The organism is Betaproteobacteria bacterium (assembly GCA_016709965.1).
GTDB lineage: Bacteria > Pseudomonadota > Gammaproteobacteria > Burkholderiales > Rhodocyclaceae > Azonexus > Azonexus amarohabitans.
In genome coordinates this window covers 1,092,882-1,113,649 of record JADJLT010000006.1, presented here as the reverse complement: position 1 = coordinate 1,113,649, position 20,768 = coordinate 1,092,882, and the positions used below count along the sequence as shown (strand labels likewise).

The following is a 20,768-nucleotide window of genomic DNA, read 5'->3' as shown; positions in this document are numbered from 1 at the left end:
GCGCCGACATGGACTTGTGCGCTCGCTTAACGTGGACTGGCGAATGGGTGTTCACTACTTCGTTGCGAAATAGCCGGTGCCACATCGCTGACAAATTCGTTTGTTGTCCCAAGCCAAATAGTCTGCCATTTCCTTGTCAAAACGCTTGACCGACTGCTCATAGCTTTCAAGGTCTGCCGCCCATTTTTTTTCGTAGTCGGCGTAGTTCTCTGGTTTGGTCAGAAATTCTTTGATTGGCTTATTGAATATAGCCATCAACAAGAGCGCACCAAATCCGAACCAAGCGCCGAACATCTTAAAAATTAGAGGGATAAGCAAAATAACTACCAAACGCTTTCCCCATACCGACCCTTTCTCGAATTGCTCTTCGGATAACTTTTCTCCAGCTATCGGTTTTGGAGGCTGCGGATACGGTGGTCGTGCTGCTCGTTTTGAAAATTCTGTTTGATGAGCGCCTTGTGTGTCGCTACTAGTTCGAGCATACCCAACGCCAACACCACCCGACCCAACGCCAACCCCGACAGTGCTGCCATTTGAGGATGTGGCTACATGAGAAAGACCTTCTTGGTATACAACACTGGCAAGCTTCCAGTCGTCAGCGTTACAGGTCGGACAGGTCATAGGACAAATGGCAATCGTTGAAGAAGGCGAGATAATATCCTGCAACCAAAGGGGGCTGCTTCACCAAATTGCAACCCGAAATCATTTCGAATCTGACCATCGACAATGAAAGGCCGCAATTACACCTTCGCCGCTGAAGGCAGCGCTTCCCGATACAGCGCACGGCTGGCATACGCCATCCACGGCAGGGTCAGCGGCAGCAACGGCAAGAACAGGATGCTGCCGATTGTTACGGTCGACAGGAAAAAAGCCCAAAAAATGGAAGGTATGAAGCTGGCGAAGACGACGCGAACACTGAGCACCACGGCCTCGACCAGCCCGGCCCGGCGCTCACAGAGCAGCGGCACGGAGAAGGCTGCCACGCAGTAGAGCAGGAAGGCGACAACTAGGCCGGAAACACCGGTCCAGCGCACGAAGGACATCACATTGGCGTTGGCCGGCAACAGGCTGTCCAGCCACACCGGCGTCGCGCCTAGCATGTAGGCGTAGAGGATGGCCGCATCGGTGACGAAGATCATGAAGAGCAAGGCGCAGATCAGGGCCAGCGCCCATAGTGCGCGGGATGCCTGGGTGTAGCCGGTGACGACGCAGCCCAGGCTCACCCGCTCGCCAGCCTCGCTGGCGCGAGCGATCCCGAAAAATCCGGCGAGGATGGCCGGGCCGATGAGCATGAAGGCGCCCGCCGCAGCGAGGACAAATGGCGACCAGCCCTGGGACAGCAAGCCGCCCATGATGGCCAGGCCGCCCAACGTGAAAATCAGGGCGTAGGCGGTGCTGACGCCGCGGGTGGCGCCGGACATGCGCCAGCCCTCGGCCAGGGCGCGTTGCAGGCTGGATATTGAAAGGGGCGTAAGGGTCATGGGCGTCCGGTCATCAGGCCGCATCGGCGGGATGGATGCGGTGTTGACCGAGACTACAGAAAGGGCGCCCTGCTTCGCCCTAATGCACATCAAATTTACGCGCGGCCGGTGTCCGGAATCATTCAAAAGTTGGTGGTCCGCGAAATTTCGGACTAGTGCGTACGGCCTTGGCGGTTGTTGACGATGGTCGGATATTCATGACATCGGGTTGCTATTTTTATCGAGCAGTCTGTAACCCCTCCCGGCCTCCCCTTGTCAGGGGAGGAGGACACCGGATTGCGGGAAGGGGATCGCCTGAACCCGCCAAGATCGTGTTCAGCGCCTTAGTTGTCGGCGCCGATGGCCAGCACCTGTTTTTCCTTCAGGGGCTGGTAGAAGAATGTCATCTGGCCGCCCGCGATGTCTTCGACGCGATAATTGCCGTCAATGACGTCGCCGGCTTTGGCGATGATGTGCCGGCCCTGATAGTTGAGGAAAACACGCGTTTCGCCATCTTCCTTGAGCTTGCCGAGATACTGGAAGGGCAAGGGCGGCGCCGTTGGTTTAACGGGTTTAGGGGGTGGCGGCGCGACGTACCAGCTCTTGTTGCGGAAGGGATCGATGATTTTCTGGCCGGCTTCGGCGTCATCAGCCGCTGCCGGCTCCGGGAAGCTCAGCGGGGCGGCGGCGATTTCCGGGGCCTGATCCCTGGCCTCGCGGTGGCGACTGGCCGACGATGCCGATGCGTTTGTCTTCGTGGCAACGCTGCCCTTGCGCCGGCTTTTTTCCGGCGCGGGTTCGTTGTCGACCAGGTACGCGGCAAACAGGGTGGCGAGCAGCAGGCTGCCGAGGATCAGCCAACGTTGTTGCGGCTTCATGTAGCGCTCTTTCGGCCGAAAAGGATGAAGCGGATTTGCGCGTCGACTTCGGCGCTGCCGATGCTTTCGCGGCGCAAGCTGATGTCGTCGACGGCCAGATCGGGATACGCCTTGCGCACCGCCTGAACGTAGCGGCGAATGCTGCGGTAGCTGCCCTTGACCGGCAGGTTGAGCACATAGCGGTCAAACAGGCCATCCTTGCCCGGCATCAGGCGATAGTCGCCACTCGGCACTTGCAAGCCTTCTGTGGTCGCCAGCTCAATCAGCCCGCCCAGTTCGGCGTTGAGTTGCTCCTGCATCGGGAAGCGGTCGAGCAGGCGCTGGCGGGTGTCCTCGGGCGTGGTCTGTACGCTCTGCCGCTCGATGGCGGCGCGCCGGGTACTGCGTTCCAGGCTGGCCAGTCGGCGCTCGCCGTCCTCAATGGCGGCTTCGCGCGCCGGTAGCAAAAACAGCTGCGTCGCCGCCGCAGCCAGCACCAACAACAGAGCGACCAGCGGCAGCACCGGCAGATTAGCGGCGGCAAAGCGCAGGCGGGCCGGCAGGGAACTCAGGAACCGGTCAGCCATGTCGCGGCAATCTCGAAAATGATGGGACGTTGCGGGTCGTTCTGTTTGATCTGGTGCGAGACCAGCGCGGCATTGGCCAACGGCTCACGGCGCAAGGCTTCAACAAAGGCCAGCGCCGCCTTGAGGTCGCGCGCCTCGCCGGAAATCTGCACCGATTTGCCCTGGGCGTTGGGGCGAATGGCGAGCAGGCTGATGTCTTCGGTCGTGGCCGCGTCGATGCTGCGATAGAGTTGCTCCCAGTCGACGCGGATGGCGCTGATGGCCTGACGCAGGGCCTTGCTTTCGTCGGCTGAAAAAACGTTTTCCGGGCGACTATCGCGGCGATTGAGATCGATGCGGTCAGCCCGCCGCTTGGCCTTGGCGAGCTGGGCCTCGACATCGTCGAGCTGGCTGCGCAAGGCGCCGGCATCCAGCCAGGCATCGGCGCAGAGCAGGACGCCGGCGAGCAGCAGAACGACCGTCAGCAGGCCGGGGCGGCGCGGTTGAAAATCGAGCGAAAAATCACGCATGACCGGCTCCGCCAATCGCCGCTACCACGGTGGTTTCCCAGCCACCGGCGAGGGTGGGCGCCGCACCGGAATATTTCGAAATCAGCACTTTTTTCCCGTTGACCGCAGCGGTCTCGGCGGCCAGCAAGCCAGATAGTTCGCCGGCCAGAATCGCCGGGTCGGCGGTACTGGCGCGGTGATTTCGCAGGCTGGCGACGTCGCCGTCACGTAAACCGGCCAGCGTCAGCCAGCCCTGGTCGAGACAGGCAAACCAGCCATCGTCCAGCTGCTGCCGGTGCGCTGCCAGCTCGGCGATAAGGCGCGGCTGCAGGCTGCTTAGGCGCAGGCGCCGGGCCTTGGCCATGGCGCGCAGGCCGGCCAGCAAGTTTTTGTCGATGCCCGCAGCGATGCCGTTCTTGCCGAAGGCCGGGCGGTCGAGGGCGATATCCAGCCGGTCTGCCCGCTCGCCCAGCGCATGCTTGAGCAGCGCCCTGGCCATCATCAGCCGCGCCTTTTTGCCGACGATGTCTATGCTCCACGGCAACAGCGCGTAGCTGGTGAAATGGTCGGCGACGACGACATGCAGCGCCGCCCCCGGCTTGCCCTCGGCCTTGAGCAAAGCCTCGGCAGCCACCAGCGCCGGCTGCCAGTCGGCTTCGCCCGCCGCCGGTGACACCACCTCGGCGCTGTGCCGTGAAGCCGCACCGCGCCACGGCTGCCGTTCGAGCACGACGCGCTGCGGGTGAATAAAGAGGGTCAGGCGGTCAAGCCACGAAAGTGACACGATTGGCTTCTTCCAGACTGGTGATCCCGTCGCGGACGAGGTCGAGGGCGCTTTCGCGCAATGAACGGGTGCCGCTACGACGGGCGGCTTCCTTGAGCTGACGGATCGGGGCGCGGCTGATGATCAGTTCGCGGATTTCATCGTTGAGCACGAGCAGTTCGGCGATGGCTTTGCGACCACGATAGCCGGTGCCACGACAGGCGCCGCAGCCTACCGAGCGCTGGAACTTCCAGTCGGCGCTGGCAGCGGGATCGATGTCGGCGTGATTCAAGTCTTCGACGGTCGGGACATTCGGCTGCATGCAGGCTGGGCACAGCGTGCGGATCAGGCGCTGGGCGACCACGCCGTTGAGCGCCGACACGAGGTTGTAGGGATCGACTTCCATGTGCAGGAAGCGGCCGATCACGTCGAACACATTGTTGGCGTGCACCGTGGTGAACACCAGGTGGCCGGTCAGCGCGGCCTGGACGGCGATCTGCGCGGTTTCGGCATCACGGATTTCGCCGACCATGATCTTGTCCGGATCATGCCGCAGGATCGAGCGTAGGCCGCGGGCGAAGGTCAGGCCTTTTTTCTCGTTGACCGGGATCTGCAGCACCCCGGAAAGCTGGTATTCGACCGGGTCTTCGATGGTGATGATCTTGTCTTCGCCGCGATTGATCTCACTCAGCGCGGCGTACAGCGTGGTCGTCTTGCCGCTGCCGGTCGGGCCGGTGACCAGCACCATGCCGTAAGGCTCGCTGGACAGCCGGCGAATGCGCGCCATGATGTCGGCGTCAAAACCCATGGCGTCGAGCCGCAGGCCCTGCAGATGATCGGTCAACGCCTGCTTGTCGAGGACGCGCAGCACGGCATCCTCGCCCCAGATGCTGGGCATGATGGAGACACGAATATCAATCTCGCGGCCCTGCCAGCTCACCTTGAAACGACCATCTTGCGGCACGCGGCGCTCCGAGATATCGAGCTCGGAGAGCACCTTGACCCGCGAAATCATCTGCTCGGCCGTCTCGCTGCCATCAATAGCACCGGCATAATTGAGCACCCCGTCGATGCGGTACTTGATGGCCAGGCCACGGTTGTTGGCTTCGATGTGGATGTCACTGGCGCCAGCCTTCAGGCCGTCGTGCAGCGTCGAGCGGAGCAGGCGAACCACCGCGCTGCCATCTTCGGAAATGCGTTGCAGCGACAGATCTTCGGCCACCGAGCCGATGACAATCTGCCCGCCCTCGCCGCTCAGGCTGCCGTCGAGCGCCCGCACCCGCGATTCTTCGCGCGCCAGAAAGGCGGTCAGCACCGAAGGCGGCGCCAGACGCCAGTGCAGCAGCTTGCCAAGCGGTACCAGGCCTTCCAGCCAGTCACGGACGGCGGTATCGAAAGGATTGGGCGTGGCGATCAGGTAAGCATCGCCGGTTTCCAGCACCAATGCCTGACGGCGAATGAATTCGGCAAACGGCGCCAGCGACAAGGCCAATGAATGCTCGGAAAGCTCGGCCAGCGTGATCGACTGCAGGCCGAAAACAGCTGCCGTCAGTTCGCCCGCAGCTTCTTCGTCCTGGCCGAAATCAGCCTGCAAGGCGGCCATCACCGCGGGCAATCCACCGCCAGCGCCAGCCAGCTGGCGAGCCTGAATCAGCAAGGCATCACGTTCCAGGTCGTTGGTCAGCAAGCGCTCGTCCATGGGTGAGTTCATCGCCATTCCTACTGGAAATTTCCAGCCAGTTCGAAGATTGGCATGTACAGGAGCAGCACGATGCCGCCGATGACGCCACCGATGACGGTCATCAGCAAGGGTTCGAACAAGCGGGTGAAGGTATCGACCAGGCGGTTGATTTCTTCGTCATAAAAGGTGGCGACCGCTTCCATCATGTCGCCGAGCTGACCACTGCGCTCGCCGACGGCGATCATGCGCATGGCCACCGGCGTGGTCAGACCTCCGCTTTCGGCGGCTCGGGAAAACGGCTGACCCTGCTCGATATCGGCAATGGCCCGCAGCAACCCGCTGCGCAACGCCGAAGGGAGAATGTCGGCGACCATGCCCAGGGTTGTTTTGAGCGGAATGCCGGCGCGCAACAGCATGCCGGTGGTGCGATAAAAACGGGCAAGAAAGACCAGCCGGATGCGTTCGCCCAGTGCCGGCACGCGCCAGGCAGCACGCGCCACGGCACCCCGCACGGCAGGCAGGGAAAACAGTCCGACCAGCCCGGCAACGACCAGCAAGCTACCCACCGCCAGCGCGCCGGCGTGATGATTGATGAAGTCCCCCCAGGCAAACAGAAGGCTGGAGAGTCCTTCCGGATCGCGGCCACTGTCGGCAAAGACCAGGGCAAAGCGCGGCACGACGTAACCGAGCAAAAAGAGGGTGACGATGGCACCGACCGACATCAGCAGGACCGGGTAGATGGCGGCGCTGACAATCTTCTTTTTCAGATCGGCGACCTTTTCGTGAAAGACGATGTAGCGCTGAAGCGCTTCCGGCATGTCGCCGGTGCGTTCACTGGCCCTGACCGTCGCCACATACAAATCGGGAAATGCCTCGGGATGGTGTTGCAGCGCGGTGGACAGCGACTGGCCTTCACGCAGGTGCGCCAGCAGGCTGCTCAGGATATCGGCAGTCGCCGAACCCTGATCCTGCTCGGCCAGGGTTTCCAGGCCTTCAACCACGGTCAGGCCGGCTTTCAGCAGGGCCAGCATCTGTCGGGTAAACAGGGGCAGCGGAAACTTGCCGCCCCGCCCGGATGATTTACGTTGGCCGAGCGGGCGCATGGAAACGACGACACCGCCCTGCAAGGCGGGTGCCGTTGCAACCAGTTCAGGAGACTCGGCCGCCACCGTCAGCCGGGAAACGCCCCGACCGGGAAAGACGGCCATCACGTCGTAATCCATGATTTACCTGCGGCTCACCAGTTGGTGATGTCGGCGTCTTCACCCTCGCCACCGGCCTTGCCATCCTTGCCGAAAGAGAAGAGATCGAAATCGCCGTGCTCACCAGGCTGGGCATACTGATAGGCAGTTCCCCATGGATCAAGCGGAACATCCTTTCTCAGGTACGGCCCCTGCCAGCGGTTTTCGCCGGCCGGACGCTTCATCAGGGAGGCCAGTCCCTGCTCGGTATTGGGGTAATGGCCGACATCGAGACGATACTGGTCCAGCGCCTTTTCCAGGGCATCAATCTGGGCCTTGGTTGCCTTGATTTCCGACTTGCCGATCTGCGCGAAATACTTCGGTCCGACATAACCGGCGAGCAAGCCGATAATGACCATGACGACGAGCAGTTCAAGCAGGGTGAAACCGCGTTGGCGCAGACGGGAAACGGCACCGGAACCAAAAAAGCGGTCGAAAATTCGGGAAATAATATTGCGCAGCACGGGATCGCCAAAAGAGATGAACGGTATTGATGATAATACTATGCAAGCCGCGTTACATCAGCATGACCGAGGCACCCTCGGCCATACTCACCCAAGGCAGCGAGCGGACGGTCAATCCCTTGTAACACGCGCTGTCTAAACTGGGTGGTTCGTAATAATATTCACTGACCATGCACCTCCGCCCCGCTCTCTTCTGTCTCGCCGTGACTGTCCTCGCGCCGCTACCCGCGCAGGCGGCGAGCGGTATTTTCGGCTTTGTCGATGAAGATGGCGTCGAGCATCTCAGCAACGTTCCCGATGACAAGCGCTACCGGCTGGTGCTGGCCGACCGCTTTGAACCCGCGCGCAAGGCATTGCGCGCACCGCGCGGGGTCTTTGCCCTGCCTTATGGCCAGCGGCCGTTTCACGATTCGGTCATGCGCGCCAGCAGTGACACCGGCGTTGACGCCAAGCTGCTGCATGCGGTGATCAGTGTCGAATCGGGCTATAACCAGGGCGCCGTTTCACCCAAGGGTGCCACCGGCCTGATGCAGTTGCTGCCGAGTACGGCCCGCCGCTACGGCACGGTCAATCTGCTCGACCCTGGCGAAAACATCCGGGCCGGAGCCCGCTATCTGCGCGACCTGCTGGCCATGTTCGACAACAATGTGGAACTGGCGCTGGCCGCCTACAACGCCGGTGAAAACGCGGTGATCCGCTACGGCCGTCACCTGCCACCCTATGCCGAAACCCGGCGTTATGTGCCATTGGTGGTCGCCCACTATCAACGCATGGGCGGGCGCTGAAGCCAAAATCCGGGGCAACAGCCGAGTGCTGCGGTCAACCGGAAAAAACAGCCAAAAATCAAAAATTCAGACGAGCCGTCACGCTGAAGATATTGGCGTTGAAATCGAAGTTGTCGCGGGTTGAGTGACGGGTATCACGCTGATAGGCGGTGGACAGCGTCGCCCAGCGCACCGGCGCCCAGTCGACACCAACACGGGCCGATTGCAGCTTGTCGCGCCACTCCGGCTGGCCGGTGATTAGTGCGCCTTCATATTTGCGACGTTGCCAATCGTAGCTCAAGCGCATGATCACCTTGGGGCTGATCTGCCAGGACGGCTGAACCTTGAAACCATCGGTCAGGTAATAGCTGCTGATAATGGTCTGGTAGGCGGCCACCTCGCGGCGCAGGCCACTCACCACCGACAGATTGCCGGTCGGCAGCCATGTGTAATCGACACGACCGATATTGACCGAATAATCACGCTGGCTGAAATGGTCATGCTGCCGCGACTGGTGCGCCAGCTTGCCATCAATGGTTGATTTTCCAGTGAGTGGCACGTAGAGACGAGCCTCCGTTTCTGTCTGCGAAAAACCGGTGTCAAACTGCGAGTTGAACGGTGCAGGTACGACATCCAGACCGACATAAACTCTATCCTTGTAGGTGCCGTTACCCTCCCGGCGCAGCAGTTGCAGATAGTTGCCGGCCGGCCAGATGTATTTCGCGCCAGCTTCCCAAGTATTCAGTTCATAACTGTTCTGCGCCGTAAAGGTGCTGCTGTTGGCTTGCTGATTGTTGGTCACACCACCGAGCAGCCGCCAGCCGCCCATGACCTGCCATTCGGCACCAAAATGATTGACGTTGGTTCGGCGCACAATCGGATGCGTCAGCGGCGTGCCCTGCGAGTAATCGACAAAGCTGGTCTGGGCCTCGGTCTGGCTGAGCGAAAGCACACCGGTCAGACGATGAGTCAGCGCCCAGTTCCAAGCACCGTTGTAATTCGTCGCCCGATAATCAAGGTAATCGTTTTTCGAATAGCGATAATCGATCAGCGTCGCATCCAGCGAAAAGCGCTGCTGGGCCAGTGGTTTGCTAAACGCCAATGTGGCCGAAGTACTCTGAATGGAGTCACTTTGTTCATTGGCAGACTGACGAAACAAATTGCTGTCCTGCTGAATGCCCTCAGCCAGGTAGATATTGAATGTATCGTCTGCGTCTGCTTGAACAGTGGGAGCCAGGCAGGCCAGCAGCAGGCAGCCAAATAATTGACGGTTGAAAGAAGACACCGATGAAAACCCGATATTCAAAATAGATTACTCAACAATATACGACAAAACCCGGTCAAACGGGGCTTCAGACCACATTCCATTTGAATAAAAATCACGTTCTTCACCATCTGCCCCCAGCATCGGCGCTTCTGACTAACAGATCAATTGGCCTTTGGGACTAATGCAGTTACGGGCTTGGCCGGCATGACACCTGGCACTGCGCCCCCCGGGGCGACACCACCGGGGCCGGCATGGTTGGCATTGCCATTGCTGACGAAACGCCACTCCGTGTAACTCACCGCACCTTCGAAATCATCCTGCTCGGGGCTGAAGCCGGCTATCTTGATCGGCAGATCCTGCGAACGACTGGCGACACCGATGATACGGCCTTGCTGGCGAATCAGTTCCCACTGGCCGTCCGACATCATCGGCTCGCGATACAGGCGGCGAAGATGGCGCACCGGATTCGGAAAACGGGTGTCAAGCAGCAGGTCTTCCAGCTTTTGCGGATACTGTCCGGTGCCGCCGGGTGATCGGGTGTAGTAGCTGCTGATGGCTCGGCGATATTCCTCGCCGACGAAGAGCAGCTCCTTTTCCTTCTCGCGCCGACTTTCCATCTGCCAGAGAACGCCGATACCGGCCAGGGCAATGCCGGCCATGGCGATGGCAAACAGCAGGCCGATGTAGGTAAATCCCGCCTCGCGAAAAATTTCATTTTTGGTCAAATTTTGTCGTTGACCGTGGCAGGCAGGCCCGCCCGCTGAATGGCAGAACTTCACCATGTCGAATAATCGGTGCCGTTCTGTCCCTGCCCTTCGGCCCCACTGTGAATATCCCAGACCTTGCGCTGGCCCGGTTCGTCCGGCGGCGGCACGACAACCCAGGTTTCGGTACTTTCGGTGATCGGGTCCGGTGGCACCTTGCGCAGATAGCGTTTGGTCACCAGCTCTTCCAGCGTTTCCGGATAGCGCCCGGTATCGGCCCGATACTTGTCGAGCGCATCGCGCATGACCGCCAGCGACTCACGCAGCGAGGCCTCGCGTGCCCGGTCCAGATGCTGAAAGTAACGCGGCACGGCAATGGTCAACAAAGTTGCAATCACCGACATGACAACCAGCAGTTCGATCAGCGTAAAGCCTTTTTTACGGGCGATCATCGTTCACCACTCCCGGTAGGGAATGCCATTCAGGCCATTTCCCTTTGCCAGCGAATAGACGTCAAAAACATCGACGCCCTCAAGCGGTTCATCCGGCGGGCTGGCATAGCTGCGCTTGCCCCAGGTCTGAGCTGCCGGCAGCGCGGGATCGCCGGCAAACGGATCGCGCGGCAGCCGGCGCAGGAAGTAAAGCTTGCTTTTGTTCGGATCCTGCATGTTGTCGACGCCGTTGGCCAAATCCTCCAGTCGATGCGGATAGCCGCTCTCATCGACTTTCTTCTCCAGCTTGCCGTCCTCGACAGCGCGTCGATAGGCATCGATAGCGGTACGAATCTCGCGCAACGCCGTTCGCAACTCGGTTTCCTTCTGCCGCCTGGCCGTCATCTCGATCATCGGCATCGCCGTCATGGCCAGAATGCCGACAATGGCGACGGTAATGACCAGTTCGATCAGGGTAAAACCCCGGCCGGGCCTGACTCTCATGGCGAATTGAGTTTGACTGTGTGCGAACCGATCGCACCCGGATAAGGTTCACCGCCTTCCAGCGAGGCACCAATGATGTCAATACGGGTATCGCCCCTGGCGCCCGACAACACCTGGAAGCGCAGGTTGCCACGCCCCTGGTCAACACGCATCATCAGGCGACCCGGCGAGCTGGCGACCGGCTGCTTCGCCTCAAGCATGCTCGGATCGTAGGCAATTTCGACCATCAGCGTGCCGCTCTGCCCCGGTGCAACGAGGCCGAGTTCGAGCTCGCTGCCACCGATGGCATCGGTCGGCCCGATGAACTGGAATGGCTCGGTTTCCGGCGCGACGTTACGAAGAGCGGACAGATCAGGCGGCACCGGCATCGGCTGCACCGTCGCCCCGAAGGCGACGTTGTTAGCCACCCCACCGCGCGGCGCCACACCCAGCGATTTCGGGCCTTGAGTCTTGATGACCATGGGCGCCGCGCCTATCGACGACTCGGTACCCGAAGGCAACGCCGGCTGGCCGAAATCCGGACGGAGAATATTGCGCAACACACGTGGCGTAATGAGCAGGATGATTTCGGTCTTCACCGATGAATCGCGATGGCTACCAAAAGCGCGGCCAACCACGGGTATCTCGCCGAGGCCGGGAATGTGGTTGGTCGTCTTGCGCTCTTCATCACTGATCAGTCCGGCAAGCACCTGGGTTTCACCATTTTTCAAACGCAGCACCGTGCTCGCGCTACGTGTGCCGATTTGATAGGCCAACGAATTGGACGGCCCTGGGATTTCCTTGACGATACTGCTGACTTCCAAGCCGACCTTCATCGACACTTCGTCATCCAGCGTGACATTCGACTCGACATCGAGCTTGAGTCCGACATCCAGGTAAGTGACCGAAGCGGACACACCAACATTGGCGGTGGAAGTCGTAGTAAAGACCGGTAACTTGTCGCCAATATGTATCTTTGCCTTCTCTCGGTTCTTGACGCGAATGCGAGGGTTGGCCAGCAAGTTCGTGTCGCCGTTCTGCCCCTTGAGATTCAAGGTCAGACCCGGGTTGGCGACGAAACTGGTCAGGTTGCCACCGCCCTTCAAGCTGATGTAACCCGGCGCCAGCGTACCGCCTGGCGTGATGCTCTGCACAATACCGGCAGCGGTAGCAGTCGTCGTCGACAACGACTGCTGCAACGCGCCATAACCAATGCTGTCCGGCCAATCCACACCCAGCTCATTCAACCGGCTACGCGTTACCTCCAGCACCTCGACCTCCAGCATCACCTCCGGCTCGGCCAGATCGATCGACTCGATCAGGCGTTCGATCAGGCGCATGGCGTCCGGCGTATCTTTCACGATGAGCAGGTTCAGCTTCTCGTCGGCAAAAACATCCCTGCTTTTGGCCACAGTCTTGATCAGGGTCTGCGCTTGCTTCACATCGGCATTGGCCAGATAAAAGCTGCGCACCACCAGTTCCTGATACTCCTTGGACTTGGCGGGTGTGTTCGGGTAGATCAGAAAACTGTTGTCGTTGAGCTGGCGTTTTTCCAGCTGATTGGTCGTCAGAATCAGCCGCAGAATATCTTCCAGCGGGCTGTTGCGAACAAAGAACGTGACCTTGGTATCACCCCTGACATCCTTGTCGAACACGAAATTCAGGCCGGACGAGCGCGACAACACCTCGAAAACCGACTTCAGTGACGCATCGCGGAACTCCAGCACCACCGGCTTGGCCAGCGCCGCCTTGACGGCCGGATTGGACGACGGATTCATTTCCTTTTCGCGCAGCACGTCGATCTGCTGCTGCAAGCGACGCGCCCACGAATTTTGCGAGTCCTGCACGCGCACGGTACGAACAACACGTTCGGCACCCAGCAGGTCACCTTTCTTCAATAACTGCTCGGCCTGAGCCAGTTGTTCGGCATTTTTGCGGTCGATGACCAATTGTTCCATGCCTTGAATCGCACGGGTATTTCGTCCATCGATGGCAAGGGCACGACGATAGGCGGCCTCGGCGGCTTCGGGCTGGCCCACCGCTCGCTGACGCTCTGCTTCGTCCAGGTAGGCATTCACTGAATCACCCTTGTGGCGAATCATCGCTGCCTTGATCTCGGCGTCACGCGGCCGATCTCGAGTGGCCTTTTCAAGCGAGGCAACACCCTGCTCCCGCTTGCCGGCTGCCATGAAATCAAGCCCGTCCCGATAGTCGACGTTGGCACATCCGCCCAGCAGCACTGCCATAAGCAGGAAAATCCGGCTTTGTTTCAAACAATTATCCAATCGGATCTGCATCGTGGAAAACCGTGACAAAAGCTTATTATGCTAGGAACAACGCGTTACAGGTGTGTTAAAAGCGGTCAATTATTCATTCAACGACATTCAACCTGACTGACAATCGCCCATTTCGGCGACCATAAAATTGAAATGGCCGGCAGATTTTATCTGCCGGCCATTTCAACCTGGTATTGATGATAACTACCATCAATACCGGAAAGCGCTACCTTGAATCAGGAACGTTTGTTGCGGCGACGGGAAACGACCCCCATCATCATGCCCAGACCAGCCAGCAGCATGGCATAGGACTCAGGCTCCGGAACGGCAGACAGGATAAAGCCAAGTTCGACATTCTTCTTTTCGATGAAAGCGTAGCCGGCGGTAGGAACGTAGGCACCGAGAATGTTTTCGATGCTGACGGTAGCGAAAGTCAGCGCAGTAGCCGGATTGATGCTGGCATGGGCTTCCCAGTCTGTCGTTGCGTAACCCATGAATGAAGTCTTGGCAGTCAGCGGCGCAGTCGTCATGATCGGTGAGGTCATGGCAGAAACCCCCACCGGCTTGACCCGCAATTGGCCACTGGCAACCACCGCGCTGGTATCGCCGATCACGGCATAGTCACCCGCTTCGTACAGATTGAAACCGGAGAGCGTGTAACCTTGATCGGCCGTAATCGTGAAGGCGAAGGTGGAATTGGTGAACTTCATACCGCTACCGGTTTGGGCAGAAAAGCCCGGCGAGCCACCAATGTTGCCAAAGACAAGATTGGAATTGACCAAAGACGGCATGCCGAACAATCCGACCACCGCATCGTCATAAGTGATTGTAAAATGATCCCCATCCAGCGTATTGGTTGCTGCATAGGCTTGGACGGACAGGGCTGCAAATAGAGCCGCTACCGCCAAAGGCTTGATTTTAACGGCCATGTGATAACTCCAAGATAACGTAAATGATTAAAAACCTAAAAATTACAGTTTGCATTTATGCCGACAACCACACCCTAACACCCATGTCATGTCAAAAATATGACAGTTGCCGCCACGCAAAATGCTAAAGCCATACTTCAATATGACGACATTCTGCACCATGCGTTCAAAAAATGTCCATTCAAAAAAGATAAAAATTCATTTGGCGTGAAAAATTCGAGGTAGTACGATTGAAAGACTCCCTAACATGACCCAGTTAATCTTTTTGACATCTTGGCTTCCTATAATCGCCTTCCGGCCGTCATAGACTTTATTTATCAAGGACTCCTCACGATGCACGCCTTCCGCTTTCAAAAATCGTTCTCGCTGCTTGCTGCCGCGCTTGTCGTCGCTTTGCCGCTCGTTGGCTGTAACAGCGATAAAGCTGATGGAAAGACCGCCACCCAGGTAGCCGCGAAGGTTAACGGCGCCGAGATTTCCGTTCACCAGATCAACTCTGTACTGGCCAAGGCCACTGGTGTCACTAACGAAAATGCTGATAGAGCGCGCAAGGAAGTCCTCGACCGTTTGGTCGATCAGCAAATTGCCGTTGAACAAGCACTTGCCAAGAAGCTCGACCGCAACCCCGAAGTGCTAATGACCATTGAATCCGCCCGCCGCGAGATTCTGGCCCGCGCCTATCTTGAGCAAATCGCTGCCGCCCAGCCCAAGGCGACCGATGACGAAGTCAAACGCTACTATGACGAGCATCCAGACCTCTTTTCCAACCGTCGCGTCTACAACATTCAGGAATTGGCCATTGCCAAAAACGGCACCTCGCTGGATGAGCTCAAGTCACTAGTCGCGACGGGCAAGTCCATGGAAGAAATTGCCGGTTGGCTGAAGAGCAAGAATATTCCGGCCCGAGGCAACGCCGGCGCCCGCGCCGCCGAACAACTTCCGCTCGAACTCCTGCCCAAGCTGGCACAGATGAAAGATGGCCAGACTGCATTGATCGATGGGCCGCAACAAGCCTTCGTCATGCGCGTTGTCGCCTCACAATCCGCCCCGGTGGACGAAGCGACCGCCAAGCCACGCATTCAGCAGTTCCTTCAGAACCAGCGCGGCAGCAAGGCAGTGGCTGACGAAATGAAGAAACTGAAGGAAGCCGCCAAGATTGAACTGATGGGCGATTTTGCAAAGACCGCTGAAGCCCCTGCCGCCCAGCCCGCAGCGCCAGTCGCCGCCGCACCGGCTAGCACCGAAAAACCCGTTTCCAACGCAATCGAAAAAGGCGTCGCCGGCCTGAAATGATCAGCCCCCTCATGGAAAAGAAAGCCTACTCAATGACCAAGGCAATCCATCGCCTCCTCGCTGCGCTTTGGCTGCTACTGAGCGCAATCGCGCTCAGCTCGGCATCGCTGGCCAACGCTGCAGAGCCGCGTGCCAACGTGGACTACAAACTCGGGCAAGGTGATGCAATCCGCATCCTCGTCTTTCAGAATCCGGACCTCACGCTTGACAGCCGAGTTTCTGAAAGCGGCACCATCACCTACCCGCTGATTGGCACTGTAAATATCGGCGGCCTGAGTATTGAAGCCGCCGAAAAGCGTATTGCCGCCGGCCTCAAGGATGGTGGTTTCGTGCAGAAGCCGCAGGTCAACATCATCCTCATTCAGGTGCGCGGCAATCAGGTCTCCGTACTCGGCCAGGTTAACCGGCCCGGCCGCTTCCCGCTCGAAACCGCCAACAATCGGGTTTCCGATGTGTTGGCCATGGCCGGTGGCATCATCCCCTCGGGTGCCGACTCCGTTATTGTGACCGGAATCCGCGAAGGCAAACCCTTCCGCCGCGAAATCGACTTCCCTGGCATTTTTATCGATGACAAGACTGAAAATGACATCCCGGTATCCGGCGGCGACGTTATCTACGTCCACCGCGCCCCGGTCTTCTACATCTACGGTGAAGCCCAGCGCTCCGGCTCTTATCGCATCGAACGCGGCATGACCATCCAGCAAGCTCTGGCCCAGGCTGGTGGCCCGACCATGCGCGGCACCGAAAGCAGAATTCGCGTCCATCGCCGCATGCCAGACGGCAAAGTCAGCCAGCTCTCCCTCGACCCCCAAGAGCCCGTCCAAGCGGACGACGTCATCTACGTACGCGAAAGCCTGTTTTAAGGCACCCCAATTATGACCCTGCAACAATTTCTGCTCATTCTCTGGGCGCGCCGCAAGCTGGTGCTTTACACCTTCCTCGGTACGGTACTGACCACCACGATCATCAGCCTGATATGGCCTGAAGAATACACAGCCACCACCGCAGTCGTGCTGGATGTCAAATCGCCGGATCCAATTGCAGGGATGGTGCTCCCCGGCCTGATGGCGCCTGGCTACATGGCCACCCAGATTGACATCATCAACAGTGACCGCGTCACCATGCGTGTCGTCAAGATGCTGCGTCTCGATGAAAACCCGACTATTCAGGCGCAATGGCAGGATGACACGGACGGCAAGGGTAAGATCGGCCCCTGGCTGGTAACCCTGTTGCAGAAAAAACTCGACGTTAGGCCATCGCGTGAAAGCAATGTCATCTCCATCAGTTATTCTGGGAGCAGCCCTGAGTTTGCTGCGGCCATGGCCAACGCCTTTGCAGAAGCCTACATTGACGTCAATCTGGAACTGCGTGTCGAACCAGCCCGGCAAAACGCAAAATGGTTCGACGAACAAAGCAAGCAGTACCGCGAACGGGTCGATGCCGCTCAAGCCGCCCTTTCTGACTTTCAACAGAAATCACGAATCGTTGCTACCGACGAGCGTCTGGACTACGAAACCCAAAAGCTGAACGAACTCTCTACCCAGCTCACGGTGGCGCAAGCCCAAGGCACTGACTCCATAAGCAAGCGCAAGAGCACCGGCAGCGCGGACACACTGCCTGAAGTCATGCAGAGCCCACTGGTTGGCCAGCTCAAGGGAGACATCGCACGCCTGGAATCCCGCCTCAAGGAAGTTTCCGGGAATCTGGGCGTCAATCACCCGCAATATTTACGCTCGCAAGCCGAACTAGCCGAGATGAAGAGCAAGATGAACGCAGAAATTGCTCGCATCGCCAGCTCCATCAACACAGCTGGCAACATCAGCAAGCAGAAGCAAAATGAGCTGATTGCCGCGGTCAACGCCCAAAAAACGCGAATTCTGGAATTACGCAAACAACGTGACGAAATCACCCTGCTCGCCCGCGAAGTCGAAACCGCCCAGCGCGCCTTCGAAGCGGTCGGCCAGCGCACCACCCAGAGCCGCCTTGAATCACAAAGCGTCCAAACAAATGTAGCGGTGCTCAACCCGGCCAGCGAACCGATAAAACCCTCAAAACCCAGAGTGCTGCTAAACATTCTGGTCTCGATTTTCCTGGGCATCCTGCTTGGCGTAGGTGCTGCACTGACGCTGGAGCTATTGAACCGCCGTATCCGTTCGCCGGAAGACCTTAGCCTGGCGCTTGGCCTTCCGGTACTCGCAGTCCTCGAATCCGAAGCCCGCCCCAGCACCTGGAAAAGCAGACTGGCTAGTCTGCTACCTAACCGCCAAGCGAAAACAGCATGAATCAGAACGCCATGAACCTAGCCGCCACGCCTGAATCCATTATTGCTCGCGTCATGCACAGTACCAATACCAGTCGCTCAATTGGCGCACTGCTCATGGATGCCGGGCGTATCACGCCCGAAGCTGCCGAGCGCATCCTCAAGCTGCAGAAGGACAAGAACCTGCGCTTTGGCGAAGCCGCCGTTGAACTTGGCCTGCTCACAGAAGACGACATTCAGCACGTACTATCTCAACAGTACGACTACCCATACCTAATGCCAGGTGACGAGTGTGTCAGTGAAGAAGTTGTTGCAGCGTTCAAACCCTTCAGTCCTGTCGTAGAGCAATTGCGCGCCTTGCGTAGCCAACTCATGCTGCGCTGGTTCGATGCGGAAGTCGGTCACAAGGTGCTTGCAGTCGTCAGCGCTGGCAGGGCTGAAGGCCGCAGTTTTACCGCCGCGAATCTTGCTGTCGTCTTCTCTCAGCTTGGTGAACGCACACTGCTGATTGACGCAGACCTGCGCAATCCGCGCCAACACAACCTTTTTCGCCTCGAAAACAAACTCGGCCTATCCAGCCTACTAGCCGGCCGTGCCGAGCTAGCTGAAGCTACCATCCGTATTCCTGGCCTGATAGACCTTTCAGTGCTCCCTGCTGGCGCTACCCCACCCAATCCGCAAGAATTGCTTGCACGACCTGTCTTCAATGCTCTGATGGCCACCGCCGCCGGGCAGTACGATATCGTGGTCGTCGACACACCTGCCGGCACTGACACTGCCGACAGTCAGACCATCGCAGCCCGTACTCGTGGCGCTGTCGTGATTGCTCGCAAGGATGTCTCATCCGCCCCTGCAATGAAAACTTTCGTTTCATCGCTCCAACATGGCGGAGTTGCAGTTATAGGCACAGTACTCAACAACGGGTAGGTGTCAGATGAATAACTACGATGCATCATTCCACCAGTCAACGTTCAAACCGCTAGCCACTACTCATAAGCACGGTCGAATCGAACCAACATATTCTTATTTTGATGGCTGAGCATAAGACGTGAGCGCTACTCTCAATCATTTTTTGGGTCATCGTGTAATCACTGGCCAAATTTTCCCTGCTGCGAGCAAACAAGGTTTGTTCTACGCTGATCGTTGGAGGCAAAGTGCACCGTCATCCGCGTGAACAACCGCTATCAGTTTTCTCCTGGTTGCTGCTCGCTCTGGGATTCGCATCAGTTTATTTTCCATCTTTCTGGGATCTGTTCCACGGTTTATGGCAAACGCAGCAAAATGCTCATGGGCCAATTGTTTTGGCAATCACAACTTGGTTTTTTATCTATAAATCGCGAGAAATTGCTTCCAGCAAGAATTTCGAACGCGAACCCAGTGAAGTTTCTGGCTGGATTGTCTTTCTTACTGGGTTGCTAATTTATGCCGCCGGGCGTTCACAGGCAGTCTATTTTCTCGAAATCGGATCGATGATCCCCGTTGTCGCAGGCTTGGTTCTAATCTTTTTCGGCAAAATCGCGTTAAAAAAACTCTGGTTTTCGTTGTTCTTCATGTTCTTCATGATTCCTCTGCCAGGTTCGCTAACCGATACCATTACTCAACCGATGAAACTGCTCGTCAGTTGGGGTACAGATCATCTGCTCTATTCGCTGGGTTACCCAATTTCACGCACGGGTGTCATTCTAAATATTGGTCAATATCGTCTGTTGGTCGCCGATGCCTGCGCAGGACTGAACTCGCTCTTTACACTCGAAGCACTTGGCCTTCTTTACCTGAATGTCGTTCAACACAGCTCAGTCGTTCGAAATATCGCTCTCGCCACACTAATCGTCCCAATCAGCCTTACTTCAAACCTTATCCGTGTCAGCCTGCTTGCACTGATAACGTATTACTTCGGAGATGAAGCTGGCCAAGGATTTATACATGGGTTTTCAGGCATGCTGCTATTTCTGACCGCACTTTTGCTGATTATCGGCGTGGACAGCCTATTGAGGACTGGCGTAAAAGTAGCCGCTCGTGTCGAAAGGGCTAGAACATGATTGCTAAACTGCTACCGGCATTGGCGGTCAAAACAGCTGCAAAGGTGTTCATTGCCTTTGTCATTGCAGCACTATGTGCATATTGGGCAACGCCTCGGCTCAATGAAATCAGCAATGAACCCGAACTTGAAAATACAGTACCTCACCAGTTTGGCGATTGGCGCGAGCAATCAAATCCGTATGCACAGGTAAGCCTCGCAACGGGCAATGCTGCGGATCTAAATCAGCCTTACGATCAAACTGTCATGCGCACCTATGTCAATAGCAAAGGCCAGCAGGTCATGCTTGCCTTGGCATGGGGAAAGCATCAGCGCCAAGAAGTCAAAGTTCACCGGCCAGACCTATGTTATGTCGCACAAGGATACAAGGTCTCCAGTCTGACAACTGCCACCTTCAATGGTGTTGCTCAATATGGCTCGACAGTTACGGGCAAACATATGGTTGTCAATTCCGGGCGTGACATGGAGGCTGTCGCATACTGGATTCGAATCGGTAAGCTATACAGCGAAAACGCTTTTGAGACCCGCGTCCACATTTTCAAGGAAGGTTTGGCAGGTCGCATACCAGACGGCATTCTAGTCCGCGCATCGCAAAAGATTCAGACGGATGCCGACGCTGAAAAAGCATTCCCGATACTTGAAGAATTCCTCGCAAATTTGGTCGCCGCAACCCCAGAAAATGCCAGGGTACTAATGGTGCGTGGTTGAGCAGGTGCGATATTCATCAGCGTCTTCACATTCCACCGTCTCACTACTGATTGCGATAGTTGCACCGTTGCACA

General features: G+C 57.8%; 22 protein-coding genes. 7 read left to right on the top strand and 15 right to left on the bottom strand.

The genetic code is table 11. The features are described from left to right. Positions 1-54: 54 nt before the first annotated feature. The 9 genes from IPJ12_19720 to gspG all read right to left on the bottom strand — a co-directional run bounded on the left by IPJ12_19720 (position 55) and on the right by gspG (position 7,436). Positions 55-666: a hypothetical protein gene (locus IPJ12_19720; protein MBK7649325.1), complete on the bottom strand. Its 612-nt coding sequence runs from the start codon at positions 664-666 to the stop codon at positions 55-57. A 74-nt stretch (positions 667-740) separates the two neighbouring features. Further along, positions 741-1,481: a DUF2189 domain-containing protein gene (locus IPJ12_19715; protein ID MBK7649324.1), complete on the bottom strand. Its 741-nt coding sequence runs from the start codon at positions 1,479-1,481 to the stop codon at positions 741-743. 323 nt (positions 1,482-1,804) lie between these two features. Further along, positions 1,805-2,338 (bottom strand): hypothetical protein, encoded by a 534-nt coding sequence (locus IPJ12_19710; GenBank protein ID MBK7649323.1) that lies wholly within the window; start codon positions 2,336-2,338, stop codon positions 1,805-1,807. Further along, positions 2,335-2,904, bottom strand: a complete 570-nt coding sequence (locus tag IPJ12_19705) for a hypothetical protein (GenBank protein MBK7649322.1) — start codon at positions 2,902-2,904, stop codon at positions 2,335-2,337. Before IPJ12_19705 ends, IPJ12_19710 begins: the two co-directional genes overlap by 4 nt. Continuing rightward, on the bottom strand, positions 2,886-3,413 hold the full coding sequence (locus IPJ12_19700) for a hypothetical protein (GenBank protein MBK7649321.1): 528 nt from the start codon (positions 3,411-3,413) through the stop codon (positions 2,886-2,888). Before IPJ12_19700 ends, IPJ12_19705 begins: the two co-directional genes overlap by 19 nt. Beyond that, entirely contained in the window at positions 3,406-4,176 is a 771-nt protein-coding gene (locus IPJ12_19695) for a hypothetical protein (GenBank protein MBK7649320.1), read from the bottom strand. The genes IPJ12_19700 and IPJ12_19695 overlap by 8 nt, the downstream gene beginning before the upstream one ends. Beyond that, complete coding sequence (locus IPJ12_19690; protein ID MBK7649319.1) at positions 4,157-5,866, bottom strand: type II/IV secretion system protein; 1,710 nt, start codon at positions 5,864-5,866, stop codon at positions 4,157-4,159. The genes IPJ12_19695 and IPJ12_19690 overlap by 20 nt, the downstream gene beginning before the upstream one ends. An 8-nt stretch (positions 5,867-5,874) precedes the next feature. Continuing rightward, on the bottom strand, positions 5,875-7,059 hold the full coding sequence (locus IPJ12_19685) for a type II secretion system F family protein (GenBank protein ID MBK7649318.1): 1,185 nt from the start codon (positions 7,057-7,059) through the stop codon (positions 5,875-5,877). 14 nt (positions 7,060-7,073) lie between these two features. Next, the gene (gspG, locus tag IPJ12_19680) at positions 7,074-7,436 is read right to left on the bottom strand and encodes a type II secretion system major pseudopilin GspG (GenBank protein MBK7649317.1); all 363 of its coding nucleotides are present in this window, start codon (positions 7,434-7,436) and stop codon (positions 7,074-7,076) included. Between the two features lie 275 nt (positions 7,437-7,711). On the opposite strand from gspG, the gene IPJ12_19675 reads away from it, so the two are divergent. Continuing rightward, a complete protein-coding gene (locus IPJ12_19675; GenBank protein ID MBK7649316.1) occupies positions 7,712-8,326 on the top strand; it encodes a lytic transglycosylase domain-containing protein in 615 nt (204 codons plus the stop codon). Between the two features lie 58 nt (positions 8,327-8,384). On the opposite strand, the gene epsL is transcribed toward IPJ12_19675, so the two are convergent. From epsL to IPJ12_19645, 6 genes are all read right to left on the bottom strand, one after another. Continuing rightward, positions 8,385-9,590, bottom strand: a complete 1,206-nt coding sequence (gene epsL, locus IPJ12_19670; GenBank protein ID MBK7649315.1) for a putative exosortase B-associated extracellular polysaccharide biosynthesis transporter EpsL — start codon at positions 9,588-9,590, stop codon at positions 8,385-8,387. A gap of 143 nt (positions 9,591-9,733) precedes the next feature. Further along, positions 9,734-10,297, bottom strand: a complete 564-nt coding sequence (locus IPJ12_19665) for a type II secretion system protein (GenBank protein MBK7649314.1) — start codon at positions 10,295-10,297, stop codon at positions 9,734-9,736. Positions 10,298-10,347: 50 nt separating this feature from the next. After that, positions 10,348-10,728 (bottom strand): prepilin-type N-terminal cleavage/methylation domain-containing protein, encoded by a 381-nt coding sequence (locus tag IPJ12_19660; GenBank protein MBK7649313.1) that lies wholly within the window; start codon positions 10,726-10,728, stop codon positions 10,348-10,350. Between the two features lie 3 nt (positions 10,729-10,731). Next, entirely contained in the window at positions 10,732-11,211 is a 480-nt protein-coding gene (locus IPJ12_19655) for a type II secretion system protein (GenBank protein MBK7649312.1), read from the bottom strand. Next, on the bottom strand, positions 11,208-13,487 hold the full coding sequence (locus IPJ12_19650; protein ID MBK7649311.1) for a secretin and TonB N-terminal domain-containing protein: 2,280 nt from the start codon (positions 13,485-13,487) through the stop codon (positions 11,208-11,210). Before IPJ12_19650 ends, IPJ12_19655 begins: the two co-directional genes overlap by 4 nt. 215 nt (positions 13,488-13,702) lie before the next feature. Then, a complete protein-coding gene (locus IPJ12_19645; protein ID MBK7649310.1) occupies positions 13,703-14,395 on the bottom strand; it encodes a PEP-CTERM sorting domain-containing protein in 693 nt (230 codons plus the stop codon). Between the two features lie 333 nt (positions 14,396-14,728). Here IPJ12_19645 and epsD point away from each other — a divergent pair, with 333 nt between their 5' ends. The 6 genes from epsD to epsI all read left to right on the top strand — a co-directional run bounded on the left by epsD (position 14,729) and on the right by epsI (position 20,694). Beyond that, entirely contained in the window at positions 14,729-15,688 is a 960-nt protein-coding gene (epsD, locus tag IPJ12_19640; protein MBK7649309.1) for a peptidyl-prolyl cis-trans isomerase, EpsD family, read from the top strand. Between the two features lie 32 nt (positions 15,689-15,720). Then, positions 15,721-16,551, top strand: a complete 831-nt coding sequence (epsE, locus tag IPJ12_19635) for a polysaccharide export protein EpsE (protein ID MBK7649308.1) — start codon at positions 15,721-15,723, stop codon at positions 16,549-16,551. A gap of 12 nt (positions 16,552-16,563) precedes the next feature. After that, on the top strand, positions 16,564-17,970 hold the full coding sequence (gene epsF / locus IPJ12_19630; protein ID MBK7649307.1) for a chain length determinant protein EpsF: 1,407 nt from the start codon (positions 16,564-16,566) through the stop codon (positions 17,968-17,970). Positions 17,971-18,023: 53 nt separating this feature from the next. Then, on the top strand, positions 18,024-18,875 hold the full coding sequence (gene epsG, locus IPJ12_19625; protein MBK7649306.1) for a chain length determinant protein tyrosine kinase EpsG: 852 nt from the start codon (positions 18,024-18,026) through the stop codon (positions 18,873-18,875). Between the two features lie 227 nt (positions 18,876-19,102). After that, positions 19,103-19,987 carry an exosortase B gene (gene xrtB, locus IPJ12_19620; protein MBK7649305.1) on the top strand — a complete coding sequence of 295 codons (885 nt, stop codon included), beginning with the start codon at positions 19,103-19,105 and terminating at the stop codon, positions 19,985-19,987. Further along, positions 19,984-20,694: an EpsI family protein gene (gene epsI / locus IPJ12_19615; protein MBK7649304.1), complete on the top strand. Its 711-nt coding sequence runs from the start codon at positions 19,984-19,986 to the stop codon at positions 20,692-20,694. The genes xrtB and epsI overlap by 4 nt, the downstream gene beginning before the upstream one ends. Positions 20,695-20,768: the final 74 nt, after the last annotated feature.

Coding starts and splice junctions, on each gene's coding strand:
- IPJ12_19715 (MBK7649324.1), bottom strand. CDS start 1,481: ATGACCCTTACGCCCCTTTCAATATCCAGCCTGCAACGCGCCCTGGCC.
- IPJ12_19710 (MBK7649323.1), bottom strand. CDS start 2,338: ATGAAGCCGCAACAACGTTGGCTGATCCTCGGCAGCCTGCTGCTCGCC.
- IPJ12_19705 (MBK7649322.1), bottom strand. CDS start 2,904: ATGGCTGACCGGTTCCTGAGTTCCCTGCCGGCCCGCCTGCGCTTTGCC.
- IPJ12_19700 (MBK7649321.1), bottom strand. CDS start 3,413: ATGCGTGATTTTTCGCTCGATTTTCAACCGCGCCGCCCCGGCCTGCTG.
- IPJ12_19690 (MBK7649319.1), bottom strand. CDS start 5,866: ATGAACTCACCCATGGACGAGCGCTTGCTGACCAACGACCTGGAACGT.
- IPJ12_19685 (MBK7649318.1), bottom strand. CDS start 7,059: ATGGATTACGACGTGATGGCCGTCTTTCCCGGTCGGGGCGTTTCCCGG.
- gspG (MBK7649317.1), bottom strand. CDS start 7,436: ATGGTCATTATCGGCTTGCTCGCCGGTTATGTCGGACCGAAGTATTTC.
- IPJ12_19675 (MBK7649316.1), top strand. CDS start 7,712: ATGCACCTCCGCCCCGCTCTCTTCTGTCTCGCCGTGACTGTCCTCGCG.
- IPJ12_19660 (MBK7649313.1), bottom strand. CDS start 10,728: ATGATCGCCCGTAAAAAAGGCTTTACGCTGATCGAACTGCTGGTTGTC.
- IPJ12_19655 (MBK7649312.1), bottom strand. CDS start 11,211: ATGAGAGTCAGGCCCGGCCGGGGTTTTACCCTGATCGAACTGGTCATT.
- IPJ12_19650 (MBK7649311.1), bottom strand. CDS start 13,487: ATGCAGATCCGATTGGATAATTGTTTGAAACAAAGCCGGATTTTCCTG.
- IPJ12_19645 (MBK7649310.1), bottom strand. CDS start 14,395: ATGGCCGTTAAAATCAAGCCTTTGGCGGTAGCGGCTCTATTTGCAGCC.
- epsD (MBK7649309.1), top strand. CDS start 14,729: ATGCACGCCTTCCGCTTTCAAAAATCGTTCTCGCTGCTTGCTGCCGCG.
- epsE (MBK7649308.1), top strand. CDS start 15,721: ATGACCAAGGCAATCCATCGCCTCCTCGCTGCGCTTTGGCTGCTACTG.
- epsF (MBK7649307.1), top strand. CDS start 16,564: ATGACCCTGCAACAATTTCTGCTCATTCTCTGGGCGCGCCGCAAGCTG.
- epsG (MBK7649306.1), top strand. CDS start 18,024: ATGCACAGTACCAATACCAGTCGCTCAATTGGCGCACTGCTCATGGAT.
- epsI (MBK7649304.1), top strand. CDS start 19,984: ATGATTGCTAAACTGCTACCGGCATTGGCGGTCAAAACAGCTGCAAAG.